Consider the following 24,575-nt stretch of genomic DNA (forward strand, 5'->3'; position numbering starts at 1 on the left):
TCATGTATAAGTCTTTCACGCCAAATGCGTGAAAGACTTTTTTATTATATGCAGGAAGAGCGTCTTTATACGTGACGAGGTTTTCTTTATGCGAGAAGAATACCGGCGGATACGCAAATTCCATATATGAACATATTGCGGGCAGTCTCGCCAAGGCATATATTGAGAGCTTTTCCCCGATGTATACGTTTGATTTTCATATATGTAAAGAAATGAAGAACGAGGTATATGAGTGGAAGGACAAAGGCGAGAATGTGATTCTCCAATATAAAAACACCCCCGATGAGACATGCGGAGACTCCTGTCATCAGGTAGGCATACAATCCGGTGTTTTCGCCGAAGCGTACTACAATGGTCCTTTTTCCGGTGTCACGGTCGTTATCGCGGTCACGATAGTTGTTTATAATCAGCAGACTGTCAATGACAAGCCCGCAGGCTATTGAAGCTACGAACACTTCAAGAGTGAAAGTGTGAAGTTGTATGTAATATGATACGCATACGGGAATAATCCCAAAAAATACTATTACCAATGCGTCTCCAAGTCCCATATACGACAAATGGGTGGTATAGAGGAAACAGAAAACAACGCATACGCACCCAATGAGAATCATTTCCAGACCACCGTAAAGAATAAGTGGTAGGCCAATGATGCATGCCGCGCACGTGGTAAGTGCTATCGCACGCTTCATGGCATCGGTGCTTATCCATCCTTGGGCGCAGGCGCGACGCGGACCGAGTCGTTTTTCTATGTCATCGGTCCCCTTTGCGTAGTCGAAAAAATCATTGATGAAGTTTGCGTCTATTTGCATTATGAAAGCAAACAGGAAACATAAGACGGCCGCAGTCATACAGAAAGTGTCTTGGGGATATTCTCGTGAGTCGGCAAACGCAAGCGCGATGCCGATCATCACCGGAACGGCCGCTCCGGCAAGGGTTTTCGGGCGGGCGGCAAGAATCCATGCTTTTAGTGAGTTTTGTCTTATATCGGTTTCTGGCATGCTTTTGTTTTGTAAGTTCTTGCAAAAATACAATTAATTCACTATATTTGCAAAAATATTAATTTATTTTATCATGATGGGTAATACGGCAAGTCTCGACCTTGTTGAATTTATAGAGACGAGCATTCTTCCGATGTATGCGGCATTCGATAAGGCTCACAACATGGAGCATGTGACAAGGGTTATAAGGCGTTCTCTTGATCTTGCACGTAGGACCGGAGCCAATATAAATATGGTATATGCGATTGCGGCATACCATGACATTGGTATGTCGGGACCTCGGGCTATACACCACATCACGGGCGGTAAGATGCTTATGCGTGATGCCCGATTAAAGAAATGGTTCTCGTCGGAGCAGATTAAGATAATGAAAGAGGCGGTTGAGGACCACAGGGCGTCGGCATCGCATGCCCCTCGCAGTGTATATGGTAAGATTGTGGCCGAAGCCGACAGGGATTTGGATGCGGAAGTGGTGTTCCGTAGAACGGTACAGTTCGGGCTGGCCAACTATCCCGAGCTGGATAAGGAGCACCAGTGGATAAGGTTTAAAGAGCATATGGCGAACAAGTATTCTGTTCATGGGTATATAAAGCTGTGGATACCGGGTTCCGATAATGAGAAAAAGCTGAATGTCTTGCGTTCGTATATAGCTTCTCCGAATGAGCTTCGGGATATTTTTGAGCGAATGTACAATGAGGAAACGGAAGCGAAAGGATAGGTGATTTGGATTAAAAGTACGAGCAGATGGGATTGAGTATGTTGTCAACTAAGATAATAAGTATAAGTAATTGAAAGAACAATAGGAACTGGTGTATGAAATAATACGGGCTGTAGACTAAACGGTTGTCTGCAGCCCGTATTTTTTTTATTATATAAAACCAATAAGATTGCTGTTTAGAGTAATTATATACGGATGTTTATGGCGGTGTGTTTTAATTGAAGAAGTTCCATGACACTCCGATCCTTAGTATTCTTCCGTTCTGCGGATAATGTGGTGTGAGGAAGTACATCTTGTCTCCATTGCCTGCCGTGGCATGGCTGAACATGACGAAGAAGCGTGCGTGTTTCAGGTGCATGTTGGCATAAACGTCTACAAACGGGTAGCCTCCGAGTTTAAGACGGCTGTCATTGTTTTCCTGAACAGCAAACTGATTGAGCTGCGGACAGAAGTCGGGGGCATAGTATTTGGTGAAGAAATAGGCGTCGCCTCCAAGCTCTACCAATAGTTCGTTTACTATTTTAAACTTTATATATAAGTTGGTAAACATGTTTAGGGCAGGCAGGGGGAGTACGTCCTGATTGCTGGAATTCTGGTATGTAACCACATTTTCCCAGTTTAGAATGCCCAATCGGAAATTCTGCATCAGTTGGGCGGTGAGCAAATTGATGTTGGAACCGTACTGTCTTACACCAGCCGAAAGGCTTGTTCTTGCGTCTTCGGATGCATTGTATTTCATGCCGAAGTATGTATAGTTCTGTATTTCCTCAATTGCTACTCTTAAAGTTGTTTTTGTTTTCTTGTAGGAGAACAATCCTTCAAGGCGTGTTCTGGTTTCTTTGCTCATGTCGTTGCGATCCCACCAGAAATGCTTTGAGTGATAATTCCTTTGATAAAAGGATGGGTTGATGCGATAGAAGAAAGCTTTGGCGGCCAATGTCACAGTGTCTCCGAACAGCGGGAAGTTAAGATCTGTGCTGAAATCGATCTTTAATTGTCCGGCATCCTCACCCGCAAGCCATGTCTCTGCCATGAGATTGTAGTGCAAAGTGTTGCCTTGTGTTTTGGAAATTTGTCCACCGATACTTATAGTATGTTCATTAAATGATGTCAGACGTGAATATGACAGTGGGCCTTCTCCAATGATTTCTGGCATTTTGAACTTTCTCATTTCATGACTTGCGAATACTTTCAGTCCGGCTTTCGCATATTTGTTGAAGCCTTCGAGCAATGCTACCGCAAGCGTATTCTTTATCGAGTGATGCTTGGTCTGGTCGTAAATGGAGTCGCCTCCGTATGTTGAGCCGTCCGTGTAGTTGTAGAATGTGTCGGCATAGTAATTTTCAGGTGTATCGTATGCCTGATAAATGCGGTCGTGTGTGTTGTAGTCAAGGGTATGTATAAAGCTTGTCACCGGAACAAACTCTTCTCTTGTGGTTGCGTCCAAAGAGTCCTTTAATGCTTTTGCGGCTAAAAGACTGTCCATTTTTGCCTGGCTATCAACACTTATACGTGTGGTATCATCCTTTGAAACATTATCTATTTGAGGCTCATTGCCGGCTATAGCCGCTCCGTCGGGTCTTCCGGCTGGTTCGCTGTCAGATTCTTTAATACTGTTACGCTTCCTTGAACGGACGGTGCTTTCATCATACTTGTCTTTCTTTCTACTGCTTGCATTCTCTTTTCTTGATGCCGCCGCGAATTGTCTTGCCTTTATTTCATCCTCTGTCAGTTTGACACGTTTATAAAAGCCGAGGCAGTATCTGTGGGTCAAGAAGAAGTGCAGGTTATTGTTCCTATTCCAATTTTGGTTTAATATAGTTGGTATTTCGTTTTCGCTGTATGAGTCCTCAAAACTCTCCGGGTGCGTAATGTAATTATCGTTGGTTATTCCACCGTTTTCAGACACTTTCTGGTGGTAAGTGGAGAACATGGCATGCATCTTGTATTTGTCACCCAAATATGAGGCATAGAATGTCGCTCCGAAATGTGACGCACTTTGATTGGCATAATACCCACGGGCGTATGCATAATTGAGATCAAAGCCCATGCCGAGTCTCCGGCCGGAATTTACAGCGAATTTAGCTTCTATATGGTCTTCACCGTTGGTCTTGTCTCCGCAATTGTCGTATGATAGGTTTGTGACCGGCGACAAAGTGTTGGTGAAATGCAACTGGTCCGGTTCTTTTATAATGTAGCTATATGGCCTGGTAAAAACGAACTGTCCCAAAAGCGGACGGTTGATGAATATTCTGCTTTCCCTTGCTGTGTAGTTATTACCGGTCGTATTGTATTCTCCGTATATTCCCGTGTTGAGTGTTGTGTTTGGGTATAAATGCGGGACAGTATCCGGAACGGCTTTCGTTATGTCGCCAAATTTCCGGTCTATCGTCCAGACATACAGCCCTTTGGGTATTTCCTTGTTTTTTGTTGTGTCGTTGTTGTGTTTGTTGAAGTTCCTATTCGTATTTTGGTCAAATTGCGTTATCTGTCCGTTTTCATCTATTTGATTGAATTCCTGTGCGCAGACCGTGACAAAAAACAAACTCAACAAAAAAGCTGAGAATATACTTTTCATTTATATTCGTAAAAGTCTTATTGCAGATTCCGTTATTTTGAAAGGTATGGCGGCCAACATTATATACATTCCTGTTTCTTTGTCGGAACTCATGTATATGATGATTCCCACTATGGCGGTAAGCATGAATATGATATTCAGCGCGTTTCTGATTATCAGTATCATGTTCTTTTGGGGCCGATGGTGTCTCTCCCTGTTGCCTATATTGTTTGTGTCTTCGTTTGTCATGATAACCCTATTTAAGTAAAGCCTCAAATCTGTCGAACAAATAGTCTTTTCTGTCTATTGTCTTGCGACGGAATCTGCCGGTCACCCGTGATAGTTTCTCCTTACTTTTTTTCAGTCCGTATTCATCGGTAATCCATTCTTCGGCTCTTAATGTCTGAGGCTCGCGTTCCTCATCATATAAGTAGTATATGCGTGTCATCTTGATGTCGGCTTTGCCATCTTCGCATTTTACGAACAGGTTGTACATAAGCCGTGTGCGGTCGAGCACTAATGCTGTACTTTTAAACACAAGCCATTCCTGATAGAAACCGCCTATTTCATGAGTAACGGAGTCTTTATATGTGATTCTGCTTTGTTCAAACTGATTGTCTTCCTTTGTCAACTCGGTCATGAACTTCAGGGCAATGTCGTAAATCTGTGCGGCGGTTTTACCTTTGGCATCTATCGTTTTCTCGAAAATCACTTTCCCGTCAGCCACTGGTACGGCTCCGGCGAGATATTTTTGGTCAGGGTTAGGTTTCGTCTTGCCTGTGGCATCTTTCATTTCCCATGTATTCTGTGCCATGGCCATAAGGGGCAGGCAAGATATGATCAGCATATAAATCTTTTTCATATATTCGTTATCTTTTTATAATTTGCCAAAATTACAAAATATATTGGTATTAGCATCTGCGATCACAGAGATTAACACACTTTTTTGCTTTTTTTTGCAACGTGACTCATTTTGAATGTTTCTTGATGTTTCTGGGGTGGTGTTCCAGTATTGCCTGCCTCAGCATAGTAGTGTCTATGTGTGTGTATATCTCGGTGGTGTCTATGCTCTCATGTCCGAGCATATCCTGGATAACACGCAGGTCGGCTCCGCCTTCGAGCAAGGCTGTGGCGAACGAGTGCCGCAGTGTGTGCGGACTTATTGTCTTCTGTATTCCAGCCGTCTTGGCCTGGCGTTTTATCATTATCAGTATCATGGTTCTTGTGAGGTGTCCTCCTCGGCGGTTGAGGAACACATAATCCTCTTCGCCTGGTTTGACGTTCATCCCTTTTCGGCATTCGAACCAGTTATTGAGCTCTTGTATGGCCCGGGGGGATATGGGGACAAGCCGTTCTTTTTTTCCTTTTCCGAACACACGTATGAACTGTTCTTTGAAATATAAGTTGGAGAGTCTCAGATTTACCAGCTCGGTTACGCGCAAACCACAGGAAAAAAGAGTCTCTATGATGGCTCGGTTGCGATGCCCCTCCCATTTGGACAGGTCGATAGAGTTTTCAAGTTCGTCTATTTCGTCTGTCGACAGCACTTCGGGCAGGTGCAATCCAAGTTGTGGTGATTCCAAAAACTCGGTAGGGTCATCGTCACGGTAATCGTTTAATAGAAGAAACTTGAAAAAAGACCGCACACCGCTGAGTATGCGGCATTGTGAAGAAGCTCCTATGCCTGCATCGTGAAGCCCGGCCGCAAATGTCTGAAGATCTTCCAGTTTTACATCGAACGGGCTGATTTTCACGCTTGACAGATAACCGTCCAGCTTCATCAGGTCTCTGTGGTATGCGTCGAGCGTATTTGGTGAGAAACTGCGTTCCAGTTTCAGGTATCGCATGTATTCTTCTACTATATTAGCATGGCTTTTCTTGTCAATATCCATTTATTTTAGTATTTTTGCCGAGACAAAGGTAGTAAAAATATTCGTAAACATGAAAATACAGATTATTAACGGACCGAATCTGAACATGCTTGGAGTCCGTGAGCCGGGGATTTACGGAAGTAGTTCTTTCGATACCTATCTTATGAAGCTGAGAGACATGTATCCTGATGTGGAAATAGAGTATTACCAAAGTAATATTGAGGGCGAACTGATAGACAGGATGCAGAAAACAGGTTTCGATAGCGACGGGATAGTACTCAATGCAGGAGCGTATACCCACACGAGTATCGCCCTGCAAGATTGCATACGTTCGTTGAAATGTCCTGTGGTGGAGGTTCATATATCCAATGTACATAAGCGTGAGGGATTCCGTCATCATTCGTTTATCAGTTGTGTGTGCCGAGGGGTGATATGCGGTTTCGGGCTCGATTCATACCGCCTTGCGATAGAAAGTCTTTTGGTCGCAGAGTGATAGGTTTAAATTGTATTGCGACGTGTCTTATGACGCATGTTGTTTTCTTATTTGTAATCTTTATATCTTTGTTGGCGAAAAGTTGATTACAGGCAATGAGAAAAATAATGTTTACAAATAAAGTGTCGGATACGGTGTGTATACAGGTCGGGAATGTATATTCATGCCTTTTCCGATGGCTTAGGAAAAAGGCTCCCGACATATTGCGTAAAGTGCCTTTTTCTTTGAAATAGTCTGCTTTTTGTATTGTAGAAAGATACTTATTGTGTTGCATTCCATTGGGTATCTAAATTAATTGTAACGGGTATCTTTTGGATATACCTTGCTTCAATGTTACGTCAGTCTTTGAGCTCAAGTTCTTTTTGCAGTCTTATGATTTCGTCGCGGTATTGTGCCGCTTGTAGGAAATCGAGTTTCTTGGCTGCTTCCTTCATTAGTTTTGTTGTGTTTGCAATGCTCTTTTCGAGTTGCTGTCTTGTCATGCGCTCCACAATCGGGTCGGCTGCGAAAACACTTTCTTCCGGTCCGATATACGCTGTATGTACAGGATGGTTGTCTCCGTTATCTCTGTCGTTTGATATTTCAGTCCTAAGGAAACTTTGTTTCAGTGATTTCCTTATCTGTGTGGGTGTGATGCCGTTTTCTTCATTGTAGCGCATTTGTTTCGTTCGCCTGCGCATTGTCTCGTCAATGGTCTGCTGCATGCTGTCTGTTATGGTGTCGGCATACATTATTACCTTGCCGTTCACGTTTCGTGCGGCACGTCCCGCCGTCTGTGTCAGGCTTCGCCGGCTTCGCAGAAAGCCTTCCTTGTCAGCGTCAAGTATTGCCACGAGAGAAACTTCTGGCAAATCAAGGCCTTCGCGCAGCAGATTTACACCTACCAATACGTCGTATACTCCTTGTCGCAGGTCTTCGAGTATTTTCACTCTGTCGAGTGTGGCAACATCGCTGTGGATGTATGCCGTCCTTATATTATGGTTCAGTAGGTATTCCGACAGTTCCTCGGCCATTCGTTTGGTAAGGGTGGTGATGAGTACCCTTTCCTCACGTTCGATACGTGTTCTTATTTCTTCCATTAGGTCATCGATCTGGTTCTCGCTCGGTCTTACCTCTATTTCGGGGTCGAGCAGTCCGGTAGGTCGTATTATTTGCTCGACAACCACACCTTCAGCTTCCTGCAATTCAAAATCGGCCGGCGTGGCAGATACATAGATGATCTGGTTTATCATATTGTGAAATTCATCGAATGTCAACGGCCTGTTATCGAAAGCCGCCGGAAGTCTGAAACCGTATTCCACGAGGTTTGTCTTTCTCGCCCTGTCGCCTCCGTACATGGCATTGATTTGCGGTACGCTTACATGACTTTCGTCGATGACCATCAGATAGTCGTCAGGGAAGAAGTCGAGCAGACAGTAAGGTCGTTCGCCGGCTTTCCGTCCGTCGAAGTATCTCGAATAGTTTTCTATTCCCGAACAGTGTCCCAACTCTTTTATCATCTCCATGTCGTATTCCACACGCTCTTTTATTCTCTGGGCCTTGATGCCGTCTCCCAGTTCGGTGAAAAACTCTACCTGTTTCACCAGATCATCCTGAATGTTTCTTATGGCGATGTTGGTCTGTTCCTGTGTGGTCATGAAGAGATTGGCCGGATATAGCTTGTATTCGTCGAACGATGCGAGCCTGTCCATCGTCACCGCGTCCAATTCTTCAATGGCATCTATCTCGTCGTCCCAGAATGTTATGCGTAGTATGACTTCGTTGTAGGCCATGGCAATGTCTACCGTGTCGCCTTTCACGCGGAAGTTTCCACGTTGCAGTTCTATGTCGTTGCGGACGTACAGTGCCTGCACGAGTTTTCTCAGCAGTGCGTTACGCTCGATGCTCTGGTTTCTGCGTATCTCTATTATATTCTCGTTGAGTGCCACCGGGCTTCCCATACCGTATAGACAACTGACGGACGAAACTACAACAACGTCTTTTCTACCTGAAAGCAACGATGATACAGCCCGTAGGCGCAGTTTGTCTATTTCCTCATTGATGACGAGATCTTTCTCGATGTATGTGTCTGTGGTTGGGAGGTATGCTTCGGGTTGGTAGTAGTCGTAGTAACTCACATAATATTCCACAGCGTTTTCAGGGAAGAAGCTGCGCATCTCTTCGTATAGCTGTGCTGCCAAAGTCTTGTTGTGGCTCAATATCAGGGTAGGGCGGTTGATATTTGCAATGACGTTTGCGACAGTGAAAGTCTTGCCCGAGCCTGTGACTCCGAGCAGCACTTGCGCATGGGCGCCACGTTTCAATCCTTCGGTCAAATCCCTTATTGCTTCCGGTTGGTCGCCGGTTGGCTTGTATTTTGATGTAAGTTTGAAATCGCTCATATCGTGCAAAATTACTTATTTCCGGTGTAATAAACGTTATAATCAGATACATTTTGGTAAAAAAGGTTTTAAATGCTTTGAAATTAAAGGAAAAATAACTATTTTTGCACTTCAAATTTCGAGAAATGAAGAAGTCTTTGTTCATATTGGCGTGTACCGTTCTTTTGATGACTGGGTGTGCAGCTGAGTTTAACAGGGTTTACAAATCCGCCGATTACGATTATAAGTATGAATTTGCCAAGCAGTGTTTTGCCGAAGGAAAGTTCAATCAGTCAATATCATTGTTGCAGGAACTGGTAACCGTTCAAAAGGGAACGGAGAACGCTCAGGAGAGTCTTTATATGCTGGCAATGGCAGAATATTGCGATCGTGATTATGAGGCGGCTTCCGCTACGTTCAGGAAGTATTGCTCTTCTTATCCGAAAGGTGTATATGCGGAACAGGCGTCATATTACATCGGTCAGTCGCTATATGAGAGTACCCCCGAGCCTCGTCTCGACCAAACACCCACAGTGGGAGCTATAAATGCATATCAGGAGTTTCTTGACCTGTATCCGGATTCAAAAATGAGGCCGATGGCTCAGAAGAAACTGTTTGACTTGCAGGATAAGTTGGTACAGAAAGAATATCTTTCGGCACGATTGTATTATAATCTCGGTGACTATTTTGGAAATTGTACTTTTGGCGGATCTAATTATGAAGCTTGTATAATAACGGCACAAAATGCGTTGAAGACTTATCCGTACAGCAATATGAGAGAGGACTTTGCCGTGCTTATAATGAAAAGCAAGTTTGAGCTGGCTCAGCGAAGCGTTGAGGAGAAGCGTTTGGAAAGGTATCGTGATGCAGAGGACGAGTGCTATGGTTTCCTGAATGAGTATCCCGATAGCAAGGAGCGTGACACGGCAGAGAAGTTTATTGCCAAATGCAAGAAAGTGACAAAGGATTAAAAGATAAAAGAAATATTTAAACATATATAAGGTAATATGGATTACAAGAAATCAAAGGCACCGGTAAACACCGTAACCCGCAACATTATGGATCTTTGCCAGGATACAGGCAATATCTATGAAAGCGTAGCTATTATCTCAAAGCGCTCCAATCAAATCTCAACCCAGATTAAGGAGGATTTAAGTAAGAAGTTGGCAGAGTTCGCTTCATATAACGATAGCCTTGAAGAAGTATTCGAGAACCGTGAGCAGATAGAAATATCACGCTATTATGAGAAACTTCCTAAGCCAACATTGCTCGCTACTCAGGAGTTTGTGGACGATAAAGTGTATTGGCGCGATGCGGTTCGTGATGCACAGTTGCAAGGCGAAGAGCGGTTATAATGTAAATCTGTTTGTTTATGATACAGCGTATACAGACTGTATATATTGTGATAGCCGTGATGCTGACCCTTGCCAGCCTGTGCTTGCAGATAGGCTATTTCAATTTGGAAGGGTTGACGGTAGCACGTGAATACAATCTTTGGATAATCGACGAGACTGGTAAGTGCGACTTTATCACATGGCCTCTGTTTGCTATCCTTGTGCCTTCAGCCGCATTGGGGATATATACTGTTTTCGCATATAACAACAGAAAGAGCCAGGCTCGTATGTGTATATTCAATGTGTTGCTGATTGTAGGTTGGTATATATTGTATGGAGTTTATAGTCGTGTGCTTCCTGGAGATACTGTTCGTCAGTCCGATTTTGTTCCGACTGTATTTGCGGCCTTTCCTGCTTTGTCTGCCCTTTTTTATGTTTTGGCTAACAGGGGAATTGTGGCGGATGAGCGACTTGTTCGTGCGGCAGACAGAATAAGATAAGTTTTATATACAAAATAAAAGAGGCGGATATCCAATTGGATATCCGCCTCTTTTATTTTGTTTTGATGTGTTGTATATTATACAATTCCTTGTCCCATCATTGCTTTTGCAACTTTCATGAAACCTGCGACATTAGCGCCTTTCACATAGTTAATGTAGCCGTCTGCCTCGGTACCATACTTCACGCAGTTCTCGTGAATGTCGTTCATGATAATCTTCAACCGGTTGTCAACTTCTTCGGATGTCCAGCTCAGGCGTTCTGAGTTTTGGCTCATTTCAAGACCTGATACCGATACACCGCCGGCGTTTGATGCTTTGCCTGGAGCATAGAGTATCTTGGCATCCTGGAAAACTTTGGTCGCTTCGGGAGTGGAAGGCATGTTTGCTCCTTCGGCAACAGCTATAACCCCATTACCAATAAGGGTTCGTGCATCGTCACCGTTTATTTCGTTTTGGGTAGCGCATGGAAGTGCGATGTCTGCCTTTTCGTTCCAAGGGCGCTCTCCTGCATGGTATACAGCGTTGGGATACTCTTCCGCATATTCTTTGATGCGTCCGCGCTCGATATTCTTCAACTCCATAACGAAATCAAGTTTGTCGCGGTCTATTCCGTCAGGATCATAGATATAGCCGTCTGAATCGGAGAGAGTGAGAACTTTTGCGCCTAACTGGATGCATTTTTCAGTGGCATATTGGGCAACGTTTCCTGAGCCTGATATAAGAACACTCTTGCCTTTCAGTTCAATGCCTCTTGTCTCAAGCATGGATAACAGGAAGTAAACAGTTCCGTATCCTGTAGCTTCCGGGCGGATGAGCGACCCGCCAAATTCACGACCTTTGCCGGTAAGAACGCCGCTCCATTCATGTGTCAGTTTCTTGTATTGACCGAATAGATAACCGACTTCACGTCCGCCTACACCAATGTCACCGGCAGGAACATCTACATCGGGGCCGATATGGCGGTACAGTTCGTTCATGAAAGCTTGGCAGAAACGCATAACCTCGCCATCGCTTTTACCGCGTGGAGAGAAGTCGGATCCTCCTTTTGCCCCTCCCATGGGGAGTGTGGTGAGTGAGTTTTTGAATGTCTGCTCGAATGCAAGGAACTTCAATATACCGAGATTAACGGATTTATGAAAGCGGAGACCGCCTTTGTAAGGGCCTATCACATTATTATGCTGTACACGGTAACCCATATTTGTCTGTACGTTTCCTTTGTCGTCAACCCATGTCACACGGAATTGGATGATTCTGTCCGGAATGCAAAGGCGTTCAACAAGGTTTGATTTTTCAAACTCTGGATGTTTGTTATACTCTTCCTCAATAGTGGGAAGAACCTGACTTACTGCCTGAATGTATTCCGGCTCATTGGGAAATCTAAGTTTAAGATCCTCTACAACTTTAGCTGCATTCATGTTCTTTTACCTTTTTAGTTGTTTACTATTTAGTGATTTAAATATTTGCAAGCAATATTTGATTATCGAGTGCAAAGATAAAGCATTTTTGTGAAATAACAAACTTTTTATCTGGTAAATTGCAAAATAAATATCTTTTTGTTATAATTTGGGCTGGTTTATTGACGAAATACATTTGTTATTAAGATTTTGGCTATCAAAAAAGACCATGGTTGATAATTGCCATGGTCTTTTTGATTTGTTATTTATTCTTCGCAGTCTCCTTGTTTTAATTTATCGACGTATGCGTCAATTACAGCTACCGCTGTTATGTTCACCACATCACGAACCGAACATTCGAAATCGGTGAAGTGAATGGGTTTGTTAAGACCCATTTGAATCGGGCCGATGATTTCCGTGTCAGGGTCTAACGACTGTAACAATTTATAGGCACCGTTGGCACTGCTTAGATTTGGGAAGACAAGCGTGTTGACATCAAGTCCTTTTAATCGGCTGAACGGATACTTGCTGTCTCTTAATTCCTTATTCATCGCAAAGTTAACCTGCATCTCTCCATCGATGGCCAAATCGGGATATTCACGTTGCATCTCCTCAACTGCTTGATGGACTTGTACTGGACTTCCCGTTTCTTCCGTTCCGAAATTGCTGTAACTGATCATTGCCATTCTCGGTTCGTCGTTAAAAAAGCGGACGGTCATGGCGCTGAGTTTGGCTATGTCTACGAGTGTTTCTTTATCTGGATGCCTGTTTATCAGCGTATCGGTTATATAATATGTTCCCTTTTTAGAGTTGAGTATATGCATGGTTCCGAAATGTTTGTATTCGGGACGTATGCCGATAACTTCTTTCGCCACTTTAATCGTATTTGAATACTTTGTATACAATCCGGTAATGAAAGCGTCGGCTTCGCCCGTTTCCACCATCATCATTCCGAAATAGTTGCGCTCGAACATCTTGTCATTGGCTTCCTGCTCCGTATATCCCATGCGCTGACGTTTCTCGGCCAGTATCTTCGCATAGCGTTCGCGGCGCTCAGCTTGATTGTCGTGACGCAGGTTGACTATTTCTATGCCGTCAAGATTAAGGTCAAGTTCCTTTGCCAGTTTCTCAATGCGTTCATCGTTGCCGAGCAGTATTGGATGGCAGATCTTCTCGGCTTTGGCCTGTACGGCAGCTTTCAGCATCGTGGGGTGTATACCTTCAGCGAATACCACACGTTGCGGATGATTGCGTGCCGTATCATATAATTTCTGTGTCAGTTTTGTCTCTTGTCCGAGCAACTCACGAAGATGGTTCTTATATGCCGTCCAATCGGTTATTTCCTTTCTGGCTACACCGCTTTCAATTGCTGCTTTGGCCACTGCGGCGGAAACTTCTGTAATTAATCGCGGGTCAACAGGTTTCGGAATGAAGTATGACGGGCCGAAAGTGAGATTGTTTACGTGGTAGACATCGTTGACAACGTCTGGTACCGGCTGCTTGGCTATTTCCGCAATGGCGTTTACTGCGGCCATTTTCATTTCTTCGTTAATGGCTGTCGCATGTACGTCGAGTGCTCCGCGGAATATGTATGGGAAACCAATTACGTTGTTTATTTGGTTCGGATAATCAGAGCGTCCGGTAGACATGAGTACATCGGGGCGGCTCGCCATGGCCTCTTCATAACTGATTTCGGGGACGGGGTTTGCCAATGCGAATACGATTGGCTGTTCGGCCATCGAGCGTATCATGTCCTGTGACAGAATGTTTCCTTTTGACAGTCCGACAAAAACATCGGCGCCTTTTATCGCTTCTTCAAGTGTGTGTATGTCTTTACGGTCGGTTGCGAAAAACTTCTTCTGCTCTGTGAGGTTCGGACGGTCATTGGTTATCACGCCTTTTGAGTCGAGCATCACTATGTTCTCTCGTCTTGCGCCTAATGCCATGTATAATTTTGTACATGAAATAGCGGCGGCTCCGGCTCCGTTTACCACGATTTTGACCTTTGAAATATCTTTACCGTTTACTTCAAGTGCGTTTTTAAGCCCTGCGGCTGATATTATGGCTGTACCGTGCTGGTCGTCGTGCATCACAGGAATATCCAATGTCTTTTTGAGTCTTTCTTCTATATAAAAGCACTCAGGAGCTTTAATGTCTTCCAGATTGATACCTCCAAAGGTAGGGGCAATCTTTTCTACCGCTTCGCAAAATTTCTCGGGATCTTTCTCTGCGACTTCGATATCAAATACGTCAATACCTCCATATATTTTAAATAGAAGTCCCTTTCCCTCCATGACCGGTTTGCCGCTCAATGCGCCGATATCTCCAAGTCCGAGTACAGCAGTGCCGTTGCTTATCACTGCGACAAGATTTCCTTTTGCCGTATACTTATAAGCGTCATTCGCGTTCTGTTGTATTTCAAGGCACGGATAGGCTACACCGGGTGAGTAGGCTAAACTTAAATCTGTTTGTGTGCGGTAAGATTTGGTTGGTTTTACTTCTATCTTACCCGGTCTTCCGTTCTCGTGGTATTCAAGAGCGGCTTCTTTGGATATTTTTACCATATTATTTATTATAAAGTTGGATTATTATCTTTAGTAATAGTTTGTCAAAGCAGGTTTTCTTTGTTAATATTGAATATACAGAGGCAAAGTTAATAAAAAAATATTCAAAATGTTTCTTTTTTTTATTATTTTAGTAACTTTGCAACCTAATTAAGGTTAGGTCATGCAAGAGGTTAAAAATCTTTCCATATACAGGCAGTCTTTGCGGGACAGAATATTGGAAACAGCGATATCATTGTTCATGAAGAACGGTATTCGTGCCGTTAAAATGGATGATATAGCCAATGTCATGTCTGTCTCAAAGCGTACATTATACGAAATGTATAGTGACAAGGAGCATTTGCTTTATGAGGGGATTAAGAAAGACCATATAATGAGGCGTGAGCATTTGAAGGAATTCGCTTCGAAAAGCGACAGTGTAATGGATGTGATATTATATGCTTACAAATTGAATATAGAGAAATTCCGCGAGGCAAATCCCCTGTTCTTTTCTGATATGGAAAAGTATCCTGATGTGATAGGTTATCTGAATGAAGAGAAGATTTATTCCGGAACGCAATTCGTTGATTTTCTTAACCGTGGTATTGAAGAAGGATATTTCAGGAGCGATATTAACTGTAAGCTTATTGTCTGCTTGTTTGACGCATTGGGCGATTATTTTAAGTCGGCCCAATTATATAAGCAATATACTTGGGAGGAAATAATGATGAATATTGTCTTTGTTTCTTTGAGGGGTATATGTACATCCAAGGGGGGGGAAATATTGGATGGTTTTTTGTTGACTTACAATAGGTAAGAGCATAGATTGGTTATAGGATATGAATCACGGTGCGCGGACCTTTATATTGACAGGGTTGGTTGTTGTTGTCCTTTTGGCTCTGCATCAGTTACCTACTATTTATTTGAATGACTCCGAGATGCGTCATGTCAATATTCTCAGTGATATTATTCCTGAAGTATACGGAAACAGTGAAACCGAGGATACCATTCCGCTTTTGAAAGAAGTGCCAGACTCAGTTGCTCAGGCGGATACGGTGTCGATACCTTCGAGGCAGGTGATACCTGATGGGGTGACGATGATTGACGACTACTCCGGAGGCGCACCCGGAGGCATGAGGCATTTTTATGAGATGCTTAACTGTGTCAAGTCTTTGGAACGTCCGGTTCGGATAGCTTATTTCGGCGATTCTTTTATAGAAGGTGATATTCTTACATGTGATATAAGGGAACGGCTGCAACGGCGTTTCGGCGGAAATGGTGTAGGATGGGTTGACTGCGGCAATAAGATAAACGGGTTCAGGCCGACGATAAGCCAAAAGTTCAGTGGATTCTCTGGCTATGAGGTAGTGAAGAAACCTTATAATCATAACAATGCTGGCATAAACCAGAGATATTTCATTCCGTCGGAAAATGCTGTCGTATGGACGGGGGGCACAAAGTACCGCAAGCATTCATCAGGTTGGAATGTAGCCCGGCTGTTTCTTCGTACCGGCAGTGGCCTGTCTCTGCATACAAGCATTAACGGAAGGTCGGAAACCGTTCGGGTGATAGACTCGGCCTCTGTTGTCAGGATGATAGAAGACCGCGACTCCATGAGAAATATATCATATCGCTTCACCGGTGTTGGCCATGATACATTTATATACGGCATGGCACTGGAGTCTGATTATGGTGTGGTGCTTGATAATTTCAGTATGCGTGGTTCGGCGGGATTTACGATTGCCAATATCCCGCATTCTGTTTTGGCAGATTTTGCCCGTCTGCGTCCTTACGACCTCATCATATTGCATTTCGGTTTGAATGTGGTGAGTGAGAAAAGTCGTTCGGCCAATTACAAGGCATACATCAAGAGGATGACGCGTGCCGTGGAAAAACTTCGCGGTGCATATCCTGAGGCGTCGATACTGATAGTAAGTGTTCCTGATAGAAACCAGCGCACAGCAGACGGAATAAAGACGATGCCAGGCATAGAGTCGCTTTCTGCCTATCAGCAGATAATGGCGTCTGAGTGCAAGGTGGCATATTTCAACTTGTTCAAGGCTATGGGCGGCAGGGAAAGCATGAAGGCACTGGTGGAGAGAAAATTGGCAAACAAAGATTATACCCATCTTAGTTTTGGTGGCGGAACCTGTCTTGCCGGGTATTTCTACGATTCTTTCATGGCTGGATACGACAATTATAAATACAGTATTGGTGAATGAACATGTTGGATAGAATATCAAGTATGCTTGCATATAATCCCGAGGAGCCGTTGCTTTTCAGTTCGGGGTTGTTCCTGTTTCTTTTTCTTGGTTTCTCGTTTGTATATATGCTGCTCAATAAGCAGCGTACTTTGCGGCTTCTGTTTGTGACCGCTTTCTCATACTACTTCTATTATAAGAGCAGTGGTACGTATTTCTTTTTGTTGGCTATAGTGACAGTTTCCGATTATTTGATAGCCCGATGTATATGGAATTACAGGCAGAAAAGTCCGCAGAGTATGTTTGTTCCTCGGTTTTTGGTCACTTTGAGTTTGCTGATAGATCTTGGGATGCTTGGCTATTTCAAGTACACCAACTTTTTTGTCGGGATGTTCGAGCACATGATTGGGAATAATTTCCAGCCATGGGATATATTCCTTCCTGTGGGAATAAGTTTCTTTACATTTCAGAGTCTTAGCTATACGATAGACGTGTACCGTGGAAACCTTAGGCCGTTGGGCAATATTCTCGATTATGCTTTTTATGTTTCTTTCTTCCCGCAGCTCGTTGCCGGACCGATTGTCAGGGCGCGGGATTTCGTGCCGCAGATACATCATCCGCTCATAGTCACCCGCGAGATGTTCTCACGTGGTGTTTACCTTATAATTATAGGACTGTTCAAGAAATCTGTGATAAGCGATTATATCAGTCTCAACTTTGTAGACCGTATATTCGATAATCCGAGGCTTTATACAGGAGTGGAGAATTTGTTGGGGCTTTATGGTTATGCTATGCAGATCTATTGCGATTTCAGCGGTTATAGCGATATGGCGATAGGCATAGCTTTATTGCTTGGCTTTCATTTTCCTCTTAATTTCGATGCCCCTTATCGCAGTTGTAGTATAACCGAGTTTTGGCGGCGTTGGCACATCTCTCTGTCATCATGGATTCGCGATTATATTTATATATCGTTTGGCGGCAACCGCAAAGGAGCCGTGAGGACGTACGTAAATCTGATGGTTACCATGCTTCTTGGCGGCTTATGGCATGGCGCGAGTCTCAATTTCGTGGCATGGGGCGGGCTTCACGGGTTGGCTTTGGCAGCCCATAAATATGCGAGCGCTAATATATTCCGCCATGAAAAGAATTATGTCTCGCATGGAATGCGTAGGTTTTTCGGTTGTTTATTTACATTCCATTTTGTTTGTTTCGCATGGATTTTCTTTCGCAATACCGATTTCTCGGCGAGCATGATGATGCTTAACCGTATATTCACGGATTTTCATTCCGAGTTATTCATGCAAGTTATCGGGAGTTATCAATATGTGTTCGGTCTTATAGTTTTCGGATATGTCACTCATTTTATTCCCGACAGTTGGCAGGATGGAATTATAAAACTGCTTACCCGTGGCAATGTCTTGGTTGACGCTTTATTGGTTTCGGCAGTGATATATATAGTCATTCAGGTCAAGAGCAGTGCTATACAACCGTTCATTTATTTCCAGTTCTGAGCGGTTGGGGGATAATCTAAATGGAGAACCTCTTTGATAAAATACATGTTTTGACGGCTTGTGACACTAATCCGTTGTTGTGAAAAATCTTATAAAAGTCCTTTTGGTATTATCACTTTTTGCTATAAGTAGTTTGCTGAGTATCTGAAACGTATGTATGTGCGGTCGTCAAATGAATTATTTCCGTCCATAAAGGCCTTGGTAGCCTTGAACGTTTTAATGTTCAGCGGATCATTGGTGAGCTGTTGATGAAGAGCTTCCTCCGACAGAGAAAGGGTGGGGCACAGGAACGGATATCCGTCGCTTGCCAATACCACGGTACCTTCATTGTCAGCGAGTGATATTCTTTTTACTTTGTCCATGGGGATAGGAAAACCGTCGACCACGGAGTATGTTTTGTTTTGGTTTTCCATGTTCCTTATCATATCCGGTATTATGGCTTTCCGGCCGATGTCGTTATTTCTTATGTCATCAATGGTATGTGTCTTTTCCGCCAGGGCTTTGCTTATGATTTCTGCCCGATGTCCGGCAAGGATGCTTTCATCCGGTTTGGGATTTTCATAAAGCTTTCCGTCTATCAGGCACTGGCAGTCTCCAATCATCCATATCTCCCGCCTTTTTTTGCTGAACACTATGCAACTTGCCGTGATTCTTTCTTCCGGATGAGATTTGGCATGTTCTTTTGTGTCTTTGTCATATACACTATTGACACATGAGGTTACACCGGAGCAAAAGCCATTGATATCGATGTCTGCGTCGACACTCCTGATATATTCGCTTATCAGCAACATGCAGTATCTCCCGTTGGAGTGCTGGGGAGATATGCGTTTGGCCGTTTTACTTGTGCTTCCGTCTATTACGGCGATGAAATCATCTGTGATTACGATCCCGTCTTCCGGCTCTGTTGTCTTGCTTTTCGCTGTTATGCTTTGCTCTATTATTTCCATTTCTGTTCTGTGAGGCGGTCTTTTGCCGTGTCTCTCTGTGGTGTTGGTAAACCATTTGCGGTTGTGACCATAATTCGCTGATTAGTTCCGGTCGCCCTATACGTCTGAGAGACTGCTCTATACCGCGCCTTTCTTCTGGCTTGTACCAAAAGAAAAACTGGCGCTGGGCAAGTTTTTCCCGTTGCGATTTTGCGCTGTATACCTGTTCCATGGTGTACGGGTCGTAGCCTGTATACCATGTCTCGGTGCTTACCGTCATTGGAGTGGGCGTGAAGTCTTGTATCTGTTCGAGGTGGAAATCCAGCTTTTTTGTCTTCACTGCCAGTTCCGCCATGTCGGCTTCGCTGCATCCCGGATGGCTGCTGATGAAGTAAGGGATTATCTGCTGGTTCAAGTTCTCTTCACGGTTTATTCTGTCAAATATGCGTTTGAACTCGTCAAACTGTCTGAACGGCGGTTTGCGCATCAGCCGCAGCACGTTGTCCGACATGTGCTCGGGAGCCACTTTTAGCCGGCCGCTCACGTGTTTGCAAATCAATTCGCGCGTATACTCGGCTGCCGCCTTGTTTGTTTTCTCGTTGTCGCTTCTATGCAACAGCAGATCGTAGCGCACGCCGCTGCCGATGAAACTCTTTTTTATTCCGGGAAGTTTATCCACCGTCCGGTAAATGTCTGTCAGTGCGCTGTGGTCGGTATTCAGGTTAGGGCATATCTGCGGGTTTATGCAACTCGGACGTTTGCACTTCTCACATATATTAATGTTTCGCCCTCTCATTCCATACATGTTTGCCGACGGACCGCCGAGATCAGACAGATAGCCCTTGAAGTCGGGCATGTCAATGACTTGCCTCACTTCTTTTATAATACTTTCTTTGGAGCGGCAGGTAATGAACTTTCCTTGATGTGCCGATATGGTACAAAACGCACATCCGCCGAAACATCCGCGATGTATGTTTACAGAGAATTTTATCATCTCGTAGGCCGGAATACGCTTGTTTTTATATTTGGGATGCGGGACACGGGTATAGGGCAGGTCAAACGATGCGTCCAGTTCTTTTGATGTCATGGGAGGATATGGAGGGTTGACAACGGCTAATCTCCCGTTCACCTCCTGTATAAGGCGTCGGGCATGGATTTTATTCGATTCTTCTTCGATATGCCTGAAATTTTCGGCTTGCGCTTTTTTGTCTTTTACGCATGTCTCATGGCTGTGCAGCAGTATGTCGTCTTTTGATATGCCGCCAGGTAGATCGTTTTTGTTTGTTAGGTAAACGGTCTGTGGAATGTCCGTAATCATTTTTATCGGCATTCCGCTTTCGAGCTGTCGGCAGAGCTCCACTATAGGTTTCTCGCCCATACCATATACTATAAGGTCGGCTCCGCTGTCGCACAGGATACATCTGCGCAGCGAATCCTGCCAGTAGTCGTAATGCGTCAGTCGGCGCAATGATGCCTCAATGCCTCCAAGGATGATAGGAACATCAGGGTACAACTGTCTGAGTATCTTTGAGTATACGATGGTAGGATATTCCGGTCTCATGTCGTGCCGGCCTTCTGGACTGTATGCATCTTCAGAGCGTAGTCGCTTGTTGGCGGTATACTTGTTTACCATTGAGTCCATACAACCGGGAGATATGCCGAAGAAGAGTCTCGGACGACCGAGTTTTTTGAAATCACGGAAGTCTCCATGCCAGTCCGGTTGAGGAACGACGGCCACTTTATATCCTGCCGCTTCAAGTGTCCGGCCTATTACCGCCGCTCCGAAAGAGGGGTGGTCTACATAAGCATCGGCTGAAAACAGAATGATGTCAGCCTCTTGCCATCCGCGAATATCCATTTCCTTTTTTGTCGTTGGCAGGAAATCCGATAGTTTATATTCCATATTGTTCGCCCTTGTATAATACTTGCTGGCTTTATGTCTGTATTGTTATTATTCGAAATGCGCAATCAGCCGGTTGGAGATGTCGGTGCGGTTGATTTGTTTTACTTACTCTGCCTGAGGGTCTTTGTTTTTCCATTCGATGAAAAGCTGCACCAGTTTTTGCAGTCCGAACGCTTTCATATTGGGATGATAAATGACATCGAGGCAAAGGTCGAGCAGTGCCTTATCGTTATTCCCGCTTGATTCGAGAAGTGAGCGGGTGTTCAGTCTCAGTTTGTCGAGCACTTGTTCGTCCACGTATCCATTGCTGTCTATCAAATCTCTGAACAGCAGATATTTGTCTATTGTTTGCAGATGTTCCTCGCTTATGCATATGTACCGTGTACCGGATAGGTTTGCTTGAATCTTGAACATAATCTTAATGTATTTGTTACAGTTATTGAACTTATTTCATGAGGAAATCCATTATTCCCCTCATGATAGAATGTTTCTTTTGGTTTTCTTTGATGCATTCGAACGGTATGCCCATCGTGAACGAGCGATAGTCGCTTCCTCTATATGCGATGGCGGCATTTCCTCCGTTGTTATAGCATAGTGCGGCGTATGCCTGTCCGTGCGGTGTGAATGCGTCGTGCTTTGTTGCGGCATAGTGTTCCTCATTGATGGCGTTGTGATAAGGAATGGTTGTGTTCATGCCGTATATGAAGTCATTTAGGCTTGTGTGGCTTCCAGCATAGCTGCATTTCAGTGTCTCTTTCAGGAAGAGTTGCTCTTCAGGGGCTGTCATATCGCTACCGATGTACGCTCCGGAGACCAGCAACCTTCCGCCACGTTTGGTAAATGCACGCAGTTGGTCACGTATCAGCAAGGGAAAGGTTTTGTAGTATTTGAGGCTGTGCCCGTCATTGCGTTCGAGTCCAAGTACCATATCTGCCAGTTTATACCGTGACAAGTCTATTTTTCCTGTTTCCAAGGCTTCACTTGAACAGCTTGCTATATTGTAACTGCCGGATGCTTGTATCGCTTCGGCATGGGTGCGGACATGGTTCCTGTCGTTGCCTGCAATGAACATACCTGTAAATTCATCGCCTGACCATCCCAACCCGCTTTCGTCTTCGATGCCAATTCTGTCACGGTTGTAACATAATTGCCTGCCGACCCAACCGGCAGTTGGGCCGAGAGATACGCCAGGGTCGTCATCAAAGTCAAATCCTTGCTCAAAGACATTGTCACGGATAGCGGGCGAAGAGAGTCTGTGAAAGCCGTCTATGATTATTATATTGTCGGCGTATTCGCTGTCAGAGTTGTATAGGGCGCATAGCGTTTCTGTGGTAAAACTCTTTCCGCCTTTGTTTGCCGCTGCGACTTTGAAACTGTAGAGCACGCCACGTTCCAACTTAACCTTGTGATAATTTGAGCCTTTTATGTATGTTCCGTTGTCGAAACCGGCACTTCCAACGCTTGTATATACGATGTATCCTGTCGGCCGTGAGGTGGCCTCTTGCGGGTCTTCGACCGGTTCCCATGCCAGTTTTACTTCATTACCATCCGTAAACTCTATGCGAAAATTGTTTGGTGTCATAGGAGTTACGATGTATGACCGGTCGTGCGAGTTGCATATCTGGCGCAAAACAGTTTTGTATATAGAACGTGCAAGGGTAAATTTGAAGTTGGGATCTTGCCCGTAACGCATGTCTGGGAAGTTCTGGTGAGACATGGTTTCTATTATGGCGCTTGGTATTTCCGGTATGCGCGTTTCCGAAAAGTTCCTGTCATATATTTCCCTTTCCACCCATTTGCCGTATTTATATCTTATGTCTTGCGTAATATTTGTGAGCAATGATTTGGCGAAATCGAGGGAGACCGTACGCGAAATGCCGGAGTTGAGCATACCGCTGCCAAATCCTGTGGTGCATATAGCCAGTGAACCGATAAGTCCTGTGCCGTTTGCTGAGTATCCGGCGTCGCTGTGAACGGCTAATGACAGTTCCAACGGAACTTTACGCCCCTCGACGGTCGGCATGTAACAGGAACCTCCGCCGAGATGATTGGTCATGTATGAGCGTGTGTTTATGTCGTCGCGGTAGTCGTCCGTACCGGATTTTGTACTGTATACGTAATATGGCATGCCTGCCCATTGGGCATAATATCTGGCACCTTCAAGACAACGGGGTAACCCGCTGGTTGCGTTTCCACGCATGATATTTCCCATACCGCCGCCGAAACGCACTGCATCTGACGTTACAACGCCTTTGCGTGCACTTTGATTGGTTATCACGACCCTGTTGAATTCATTGCTTCCCTTGTCGAACTCGAACGTGCCGAGATATACCCATGTGCCGCTTCCCATTTTCTGATTGACCTTAAATACCGTTTTCTCACCTTTATGCCAAACAGTATAGCATGCGTCATCTATACTGTTTGGCAATGTTTGATAGCTCACGTAAACGGCATATTTTCCCTCTTGTGGCAATTTGGGCTGGTAAGAGATAAGACTGTAACTGTTTGATTTTCTTGTTGTCTTTGCCATTCGTGCCGTACCGGCGGTGAACGGGTTTTCTCCGTCCGTGTAATATCCGGGATGTTTGGCAAATCCCTTGATACCGGTATTTTTCCATGAGTGTTGCGAACTGACTTCTATATAGCTCGTCCCGACCATGTTGTCATCATTATCCACAATGACTTCGTTTTTCTGCCAGTCTCGTTCGCGTGGTGTAAAGACGATTGCTCCGGCGTTTTCAAGCATGGGGATGAGATACGGAACGACGATCGTTTGGGTAAATAAATCCTCAGTCGTACCGAAAAGTTTGGGCCTTTGCCATTTCCATAAGTTTTTATTGTTGTCATAATACCGTCCGTGGCTTGCCCATACCGATATGTGTCGATTTTGCAATCCGTGTGTTATTTGTGTTGGATCGGAAATGTTCTTGACCCATGGATTGCCTTTATAATCTATATTTATTCTGCCGGAAAGCCTTTTACCGGCCTCCGATTTTATGTTTGGCGCAAGGTTGTCTATAGACAGTCCGTTTGAGATTATCGTTATCTTATGGTTCCGGTATCTTTTATCGAGTCTTTTGCTTATTCCTTCATATATCTTTCTTGTCGTTTTAGCGGAAAACTCCTGCATGGCAAAAGTCTCGTCAACTGTTATTCTTACAGTCCGTTTGCTATTGTCAACTTTATAGTCCAGAATAACAGGTGTCTGGCTTTTGTCCTTGTTGTTGACCTTGTATTTCTTGAGAAACTTTTCTATTTTCTTCACC

At 44.3% G+C, this 24,575-nt stretch carries 20 protein-coding genes; 8 read left to right on the forward strand and 12 right to left on the reverse strand.

The window, feature by feature from the left end; all coding sequences use genetic code 11:
• Positions 1–86 precede the first annotated feature (86 nt).
• The gene (gene menA / locus MoGM_RS05210) at positions 87–998 is read right to left on the reverse strand and encodes a 1,4-dihydroxy-2-naphthoate octaprenyltransferase (protein WP_104369061.1); all 912 of its coding nucleotides are present in this window, start codon (positions 996–998) and stop codon (positions 87–89) included.
• A 73-nt stretch (positions 999–1,071) separates the two neighbouring features.
• Between menA and MoGM_RS05215 the strand changes: the two genes are divergently transcribed.
• Positions 1,072–1,716, forward strand: a complete 645-nt coding sequence (locus tag MoGM_RS05215) for an HD domain-containing protein (RefSeq protein ID WP_104369062.1) — start codon at positions 1,072–1,074, stop codon at positions 1,714–1,716.
• Positions 1,717–1,930: 214 nt separating this feature from the next.
• Here the strand turns inward: MoGM_RS05215 and MoGM_RS05220 are convergent, their stop codons facing one another.
• The 4 genes from MoGM_RS05220 to MoGM_RS05235 form a co-directional block, all read right to left on the reverse strand.
• On the reverse strand, positions 1,931–4,294 hold the full coding sequence (locus MoGM_RS05220) for a putative porin (protein WP_104369063.1): 2,364 nt from the start codon (positions 4,292–4,294) through the stop codon (positions 1,931–1,933).
• Positions 4,295–4,522: a hypothetical protein gene (locus tag MoGM_RS05225; RefSeq protein WP_104369064.1), complete on the reverse strand. Its 228-nt coding sequence runs from the start codon at positions 4,520–4,522 to the stop codon at positions 4,295–4,297.
• Between the two features lie 7 nt (positions 4,523–4,529).
• A complete protein-coding gene (locus MoGM_RS05230; protein WP_104369065.1) occupies positions 4,530–5,135 on the reverse strand; it encodes a DUF4468 domain-containing protein in 606 nt (201 codons plus the stop codon).
• Positions 5,136–5,241: 106 nt separating this feature from the next.
• Positions 5,242–6,165, reverse strand: coding sequence for a site-specific tyrosine recombinase (locus MoGM_RS05235; RefSeq protein WP_104369066.1), 924 nt, complete (start codon positions 6,163–6,165; stop codon positions 5,242–5,244).
• Positions 6,166–6,214: 49 nt separating this feature from the next.
• On the opposite strand from MoGM_RS05235, the gene aroQ reads away from it, so the two are divergent.
• Positions 6,215–6,637, forward strand: a complete 423-nt coding sequence (aroQ, locus tag MoGM_RS05240; RefSeq protein WP_104369067.1) for a type II 3-dehydroquinate dehydratase — start codon at positions 6,215–6,217, stop codon at positions 6,635–6,637.
• Positions 6,638–6,975: 338 nt separating this feature from the next.
• Here the strand turns inward: aroQ and uvrB are convergent, their stop codons facing one another.
• Positions 6,976–9,018: an excinuclease ABC subunit UvrB gene (uvrB, locus tag MoGM_RS05245; protein ID WP_104369068.1), complete on the reverse strand. Its 2,043-nt coding sequence runs from the start codon at positions 9,016–9,018 to the stop codon at positions 6,976–6,978.
• Positions 9,019–9,143: 125 nt separating this feature from the next.
• Here uvrB and MoGM_RS05250 point away from each other — a divergent pair, with 125 nt between their 5' ends.
• Genes MoGM_RS05250 through MoGM_RS05260 form a run of 3 tightly spaced genes read left to right on the forward strand, consistent with a single transcriptional unit; the run spans position 9,144 to position 10,831 of the window.
• On the forward strand, positions 9,144–9,968 hold the full coding sequence (locus MoGM_RS05250) for an outer membrane protein assembly factor BamD (RefSeq protein ID WP_104369069.1): 825 nt from the start codon (positions 9,144–9,146) through the stop codon (positions 9,966–9,968).
• A 36-nt stretch (positions 9,969–10,004) separates the two neighbouring features.
• Positions 10,005–10,352, forward strand: a complete 348-nt coding sequence (locus MoGM_RS05255) for a DNA-directed RNA polymerase subunit omega (RefSeq protein WP_104369070.1) — start codon at positions 10,005–10,007, stop codon at positions 10,350–10,352.
• A 17-nt stretch (positions 10,353–10,369) separates the two neighbouring features.
• Positions 10,370–10,831 carry a DUF4293 domain-containing protein gene (locus MoGM_RS05260; protein WP_104369071.1) on the forward strand — a complete coding sequence of 154 codons (462 nt, stop codon included), beginning with the start codon at positions 10,370–10,372 and terminating at the stop codon, positions 10,829–10,831.
• A 77-nt stretch (positions 10,832–10,908) separates the two neighbouring features.
• Here MoGM_RS05260 and MoGM_RS05265 read toward each other — a convergent pair whose 3' ends face one another.
• Positions 10,909–12,246: an NADP-specific glutamate dehydrogenase gene (locus MoGM_RS05265; RefSeq protein WP_104369072.1), complete on the reverse strand. Its 1,338-nt coding sequence runs from the start codon at positions 12,244–12,246 to the stop codon at positions 10,909–10,911.
• Positions 12,247–12,491: 245 nt separating this feature from the next.
• Entirely contained in the window at positions 12,492–14,789 is a 2,298-nt protein-coding gene (locus MoGM_RS05270) for an NADP-dependent malic enzyme (RefSeq protein WP_104369073.1), read from the reverse strand.
• A gap of 163 nt (positions 14,790–14,952) precedes the next feature.
• Between MoGM_RS05270 and MoGM_RS05275 the strand changes: the two genes are divergently transcribed.
• The 3 genes from MoGM_RS05275 to MoGM_RS05285 all read left to right on the forward strand — a co-directional run bounded on the left by MoGM_RS05275 (position 14,953) and on the right by MoGM_RS05285 (position 18,480).
• Positions 14,953–15,585 carry a TetR/AcrR family transcriptional regulator gene (locus MoGM_RS05275; protein WP_104369074.1) on the forward strand — a complete coding sequence of 211 codons (633 nt, stop codon included), beginning with the start codon at positions 14,953–14,955 and terminating at the stop codon, positions 15,583–15,585.
• A 106-nt stretch (positions 15,586–15,691) separates the two neighbouring features.
• Positions 15,692–16,990 (forward strand): hypothetical protein, encoded by a 1,299-nt coding sequence (locus MoGM_RS05280; RefSeq protein WP_233210173.1) that lies wholly within the window; start codon positions 15,692–15,694, stop codon positions 16,988–16,990.
• A 2-nt stretch (positions 16,991–16,992) separates the two neighbouring features.
• Positions 16,993–18,480: an MBOAT family protein gene (locus MoGM_RS05285; RefSeq protein ID WP_104369131.1), complete on the forward strand. Its 1,488-nt coding sequence runs from the start codon at positions 16,993–16,995 to the stop codon at positions 18,478–18,480.
• A gap of 122 nt (positions 18,481–18,602) precedes the next feature.
• On the opposite strand, the gene MoGM_RS05290 is transcribed toward MoGM_RS05285, so the two are convergent.
• The 4 genes from MoGM_RS05290 to MoGM_RS05305 form a co-directional block, all read right to left on the reverse strand.
• The gene (locus MoGM_RS05290; protein ID WP_104369076.1) at positions 18,603–19,427 is read right to left on the reverse strand and encodes a hypothetical protein; all 825 of its coding nucleotides are present in this window, start codon (positions 19,425–19,427) and stop codon (positions 18,603–18,605) included.
• On the reverse strand, positions 19,351–21,309 hold the full coding sequence (locus tag MoGM_RS05295; protein ID WP_104369077.1) for a YgiQ family radical SAM protein: 1,959 nt from the start codon (positions 21,307–21,309) through the stop codon (positions 19,351–19,353). Before MoGM_RS05295 ends, MoGM_RS05290 begins: the two co-directional genes overlap by 77 nt.
• A 105-nt stretch (positions 21,310–21,414) precedes the next feature.
• Complete coding sequence (locus tag MoGM_RS05300) at positions 21,415–21,723, reverse strand: hypothetical protein (protein WP_104369078.1); 309 nt, start codon at positions 21,721–21,723, stop codon at positions 21,415–21,417.
• Positions 21,724–21,754: 31 nt separating this feature from the next.
• Positions 21,755–24,574 carry a xanthan lyase gene (locus tag MoGM_RS05305; protein ID WP_233210174.1) on the reverse strand — a complete coding sequence of 940 codons (2,820 nt, stop codon included), beginning with the start codon at positions 24,572–24,574 and terminating at the stop codon, positions 21,755–21,757.
• Between the last annotated feature and the right edge of the window lies 1 nt (position 24,575).

The sequence above is a fragment of the Prevotella sp. MGM1 genome (assembly GCF_002933775.1).
In the GTDB taxonomy this organism is placed as follows: Bacteria; Bacteroidota; Bacteroidia; order Bacteroidales; family Bacteroidaceae; genus Prevotella.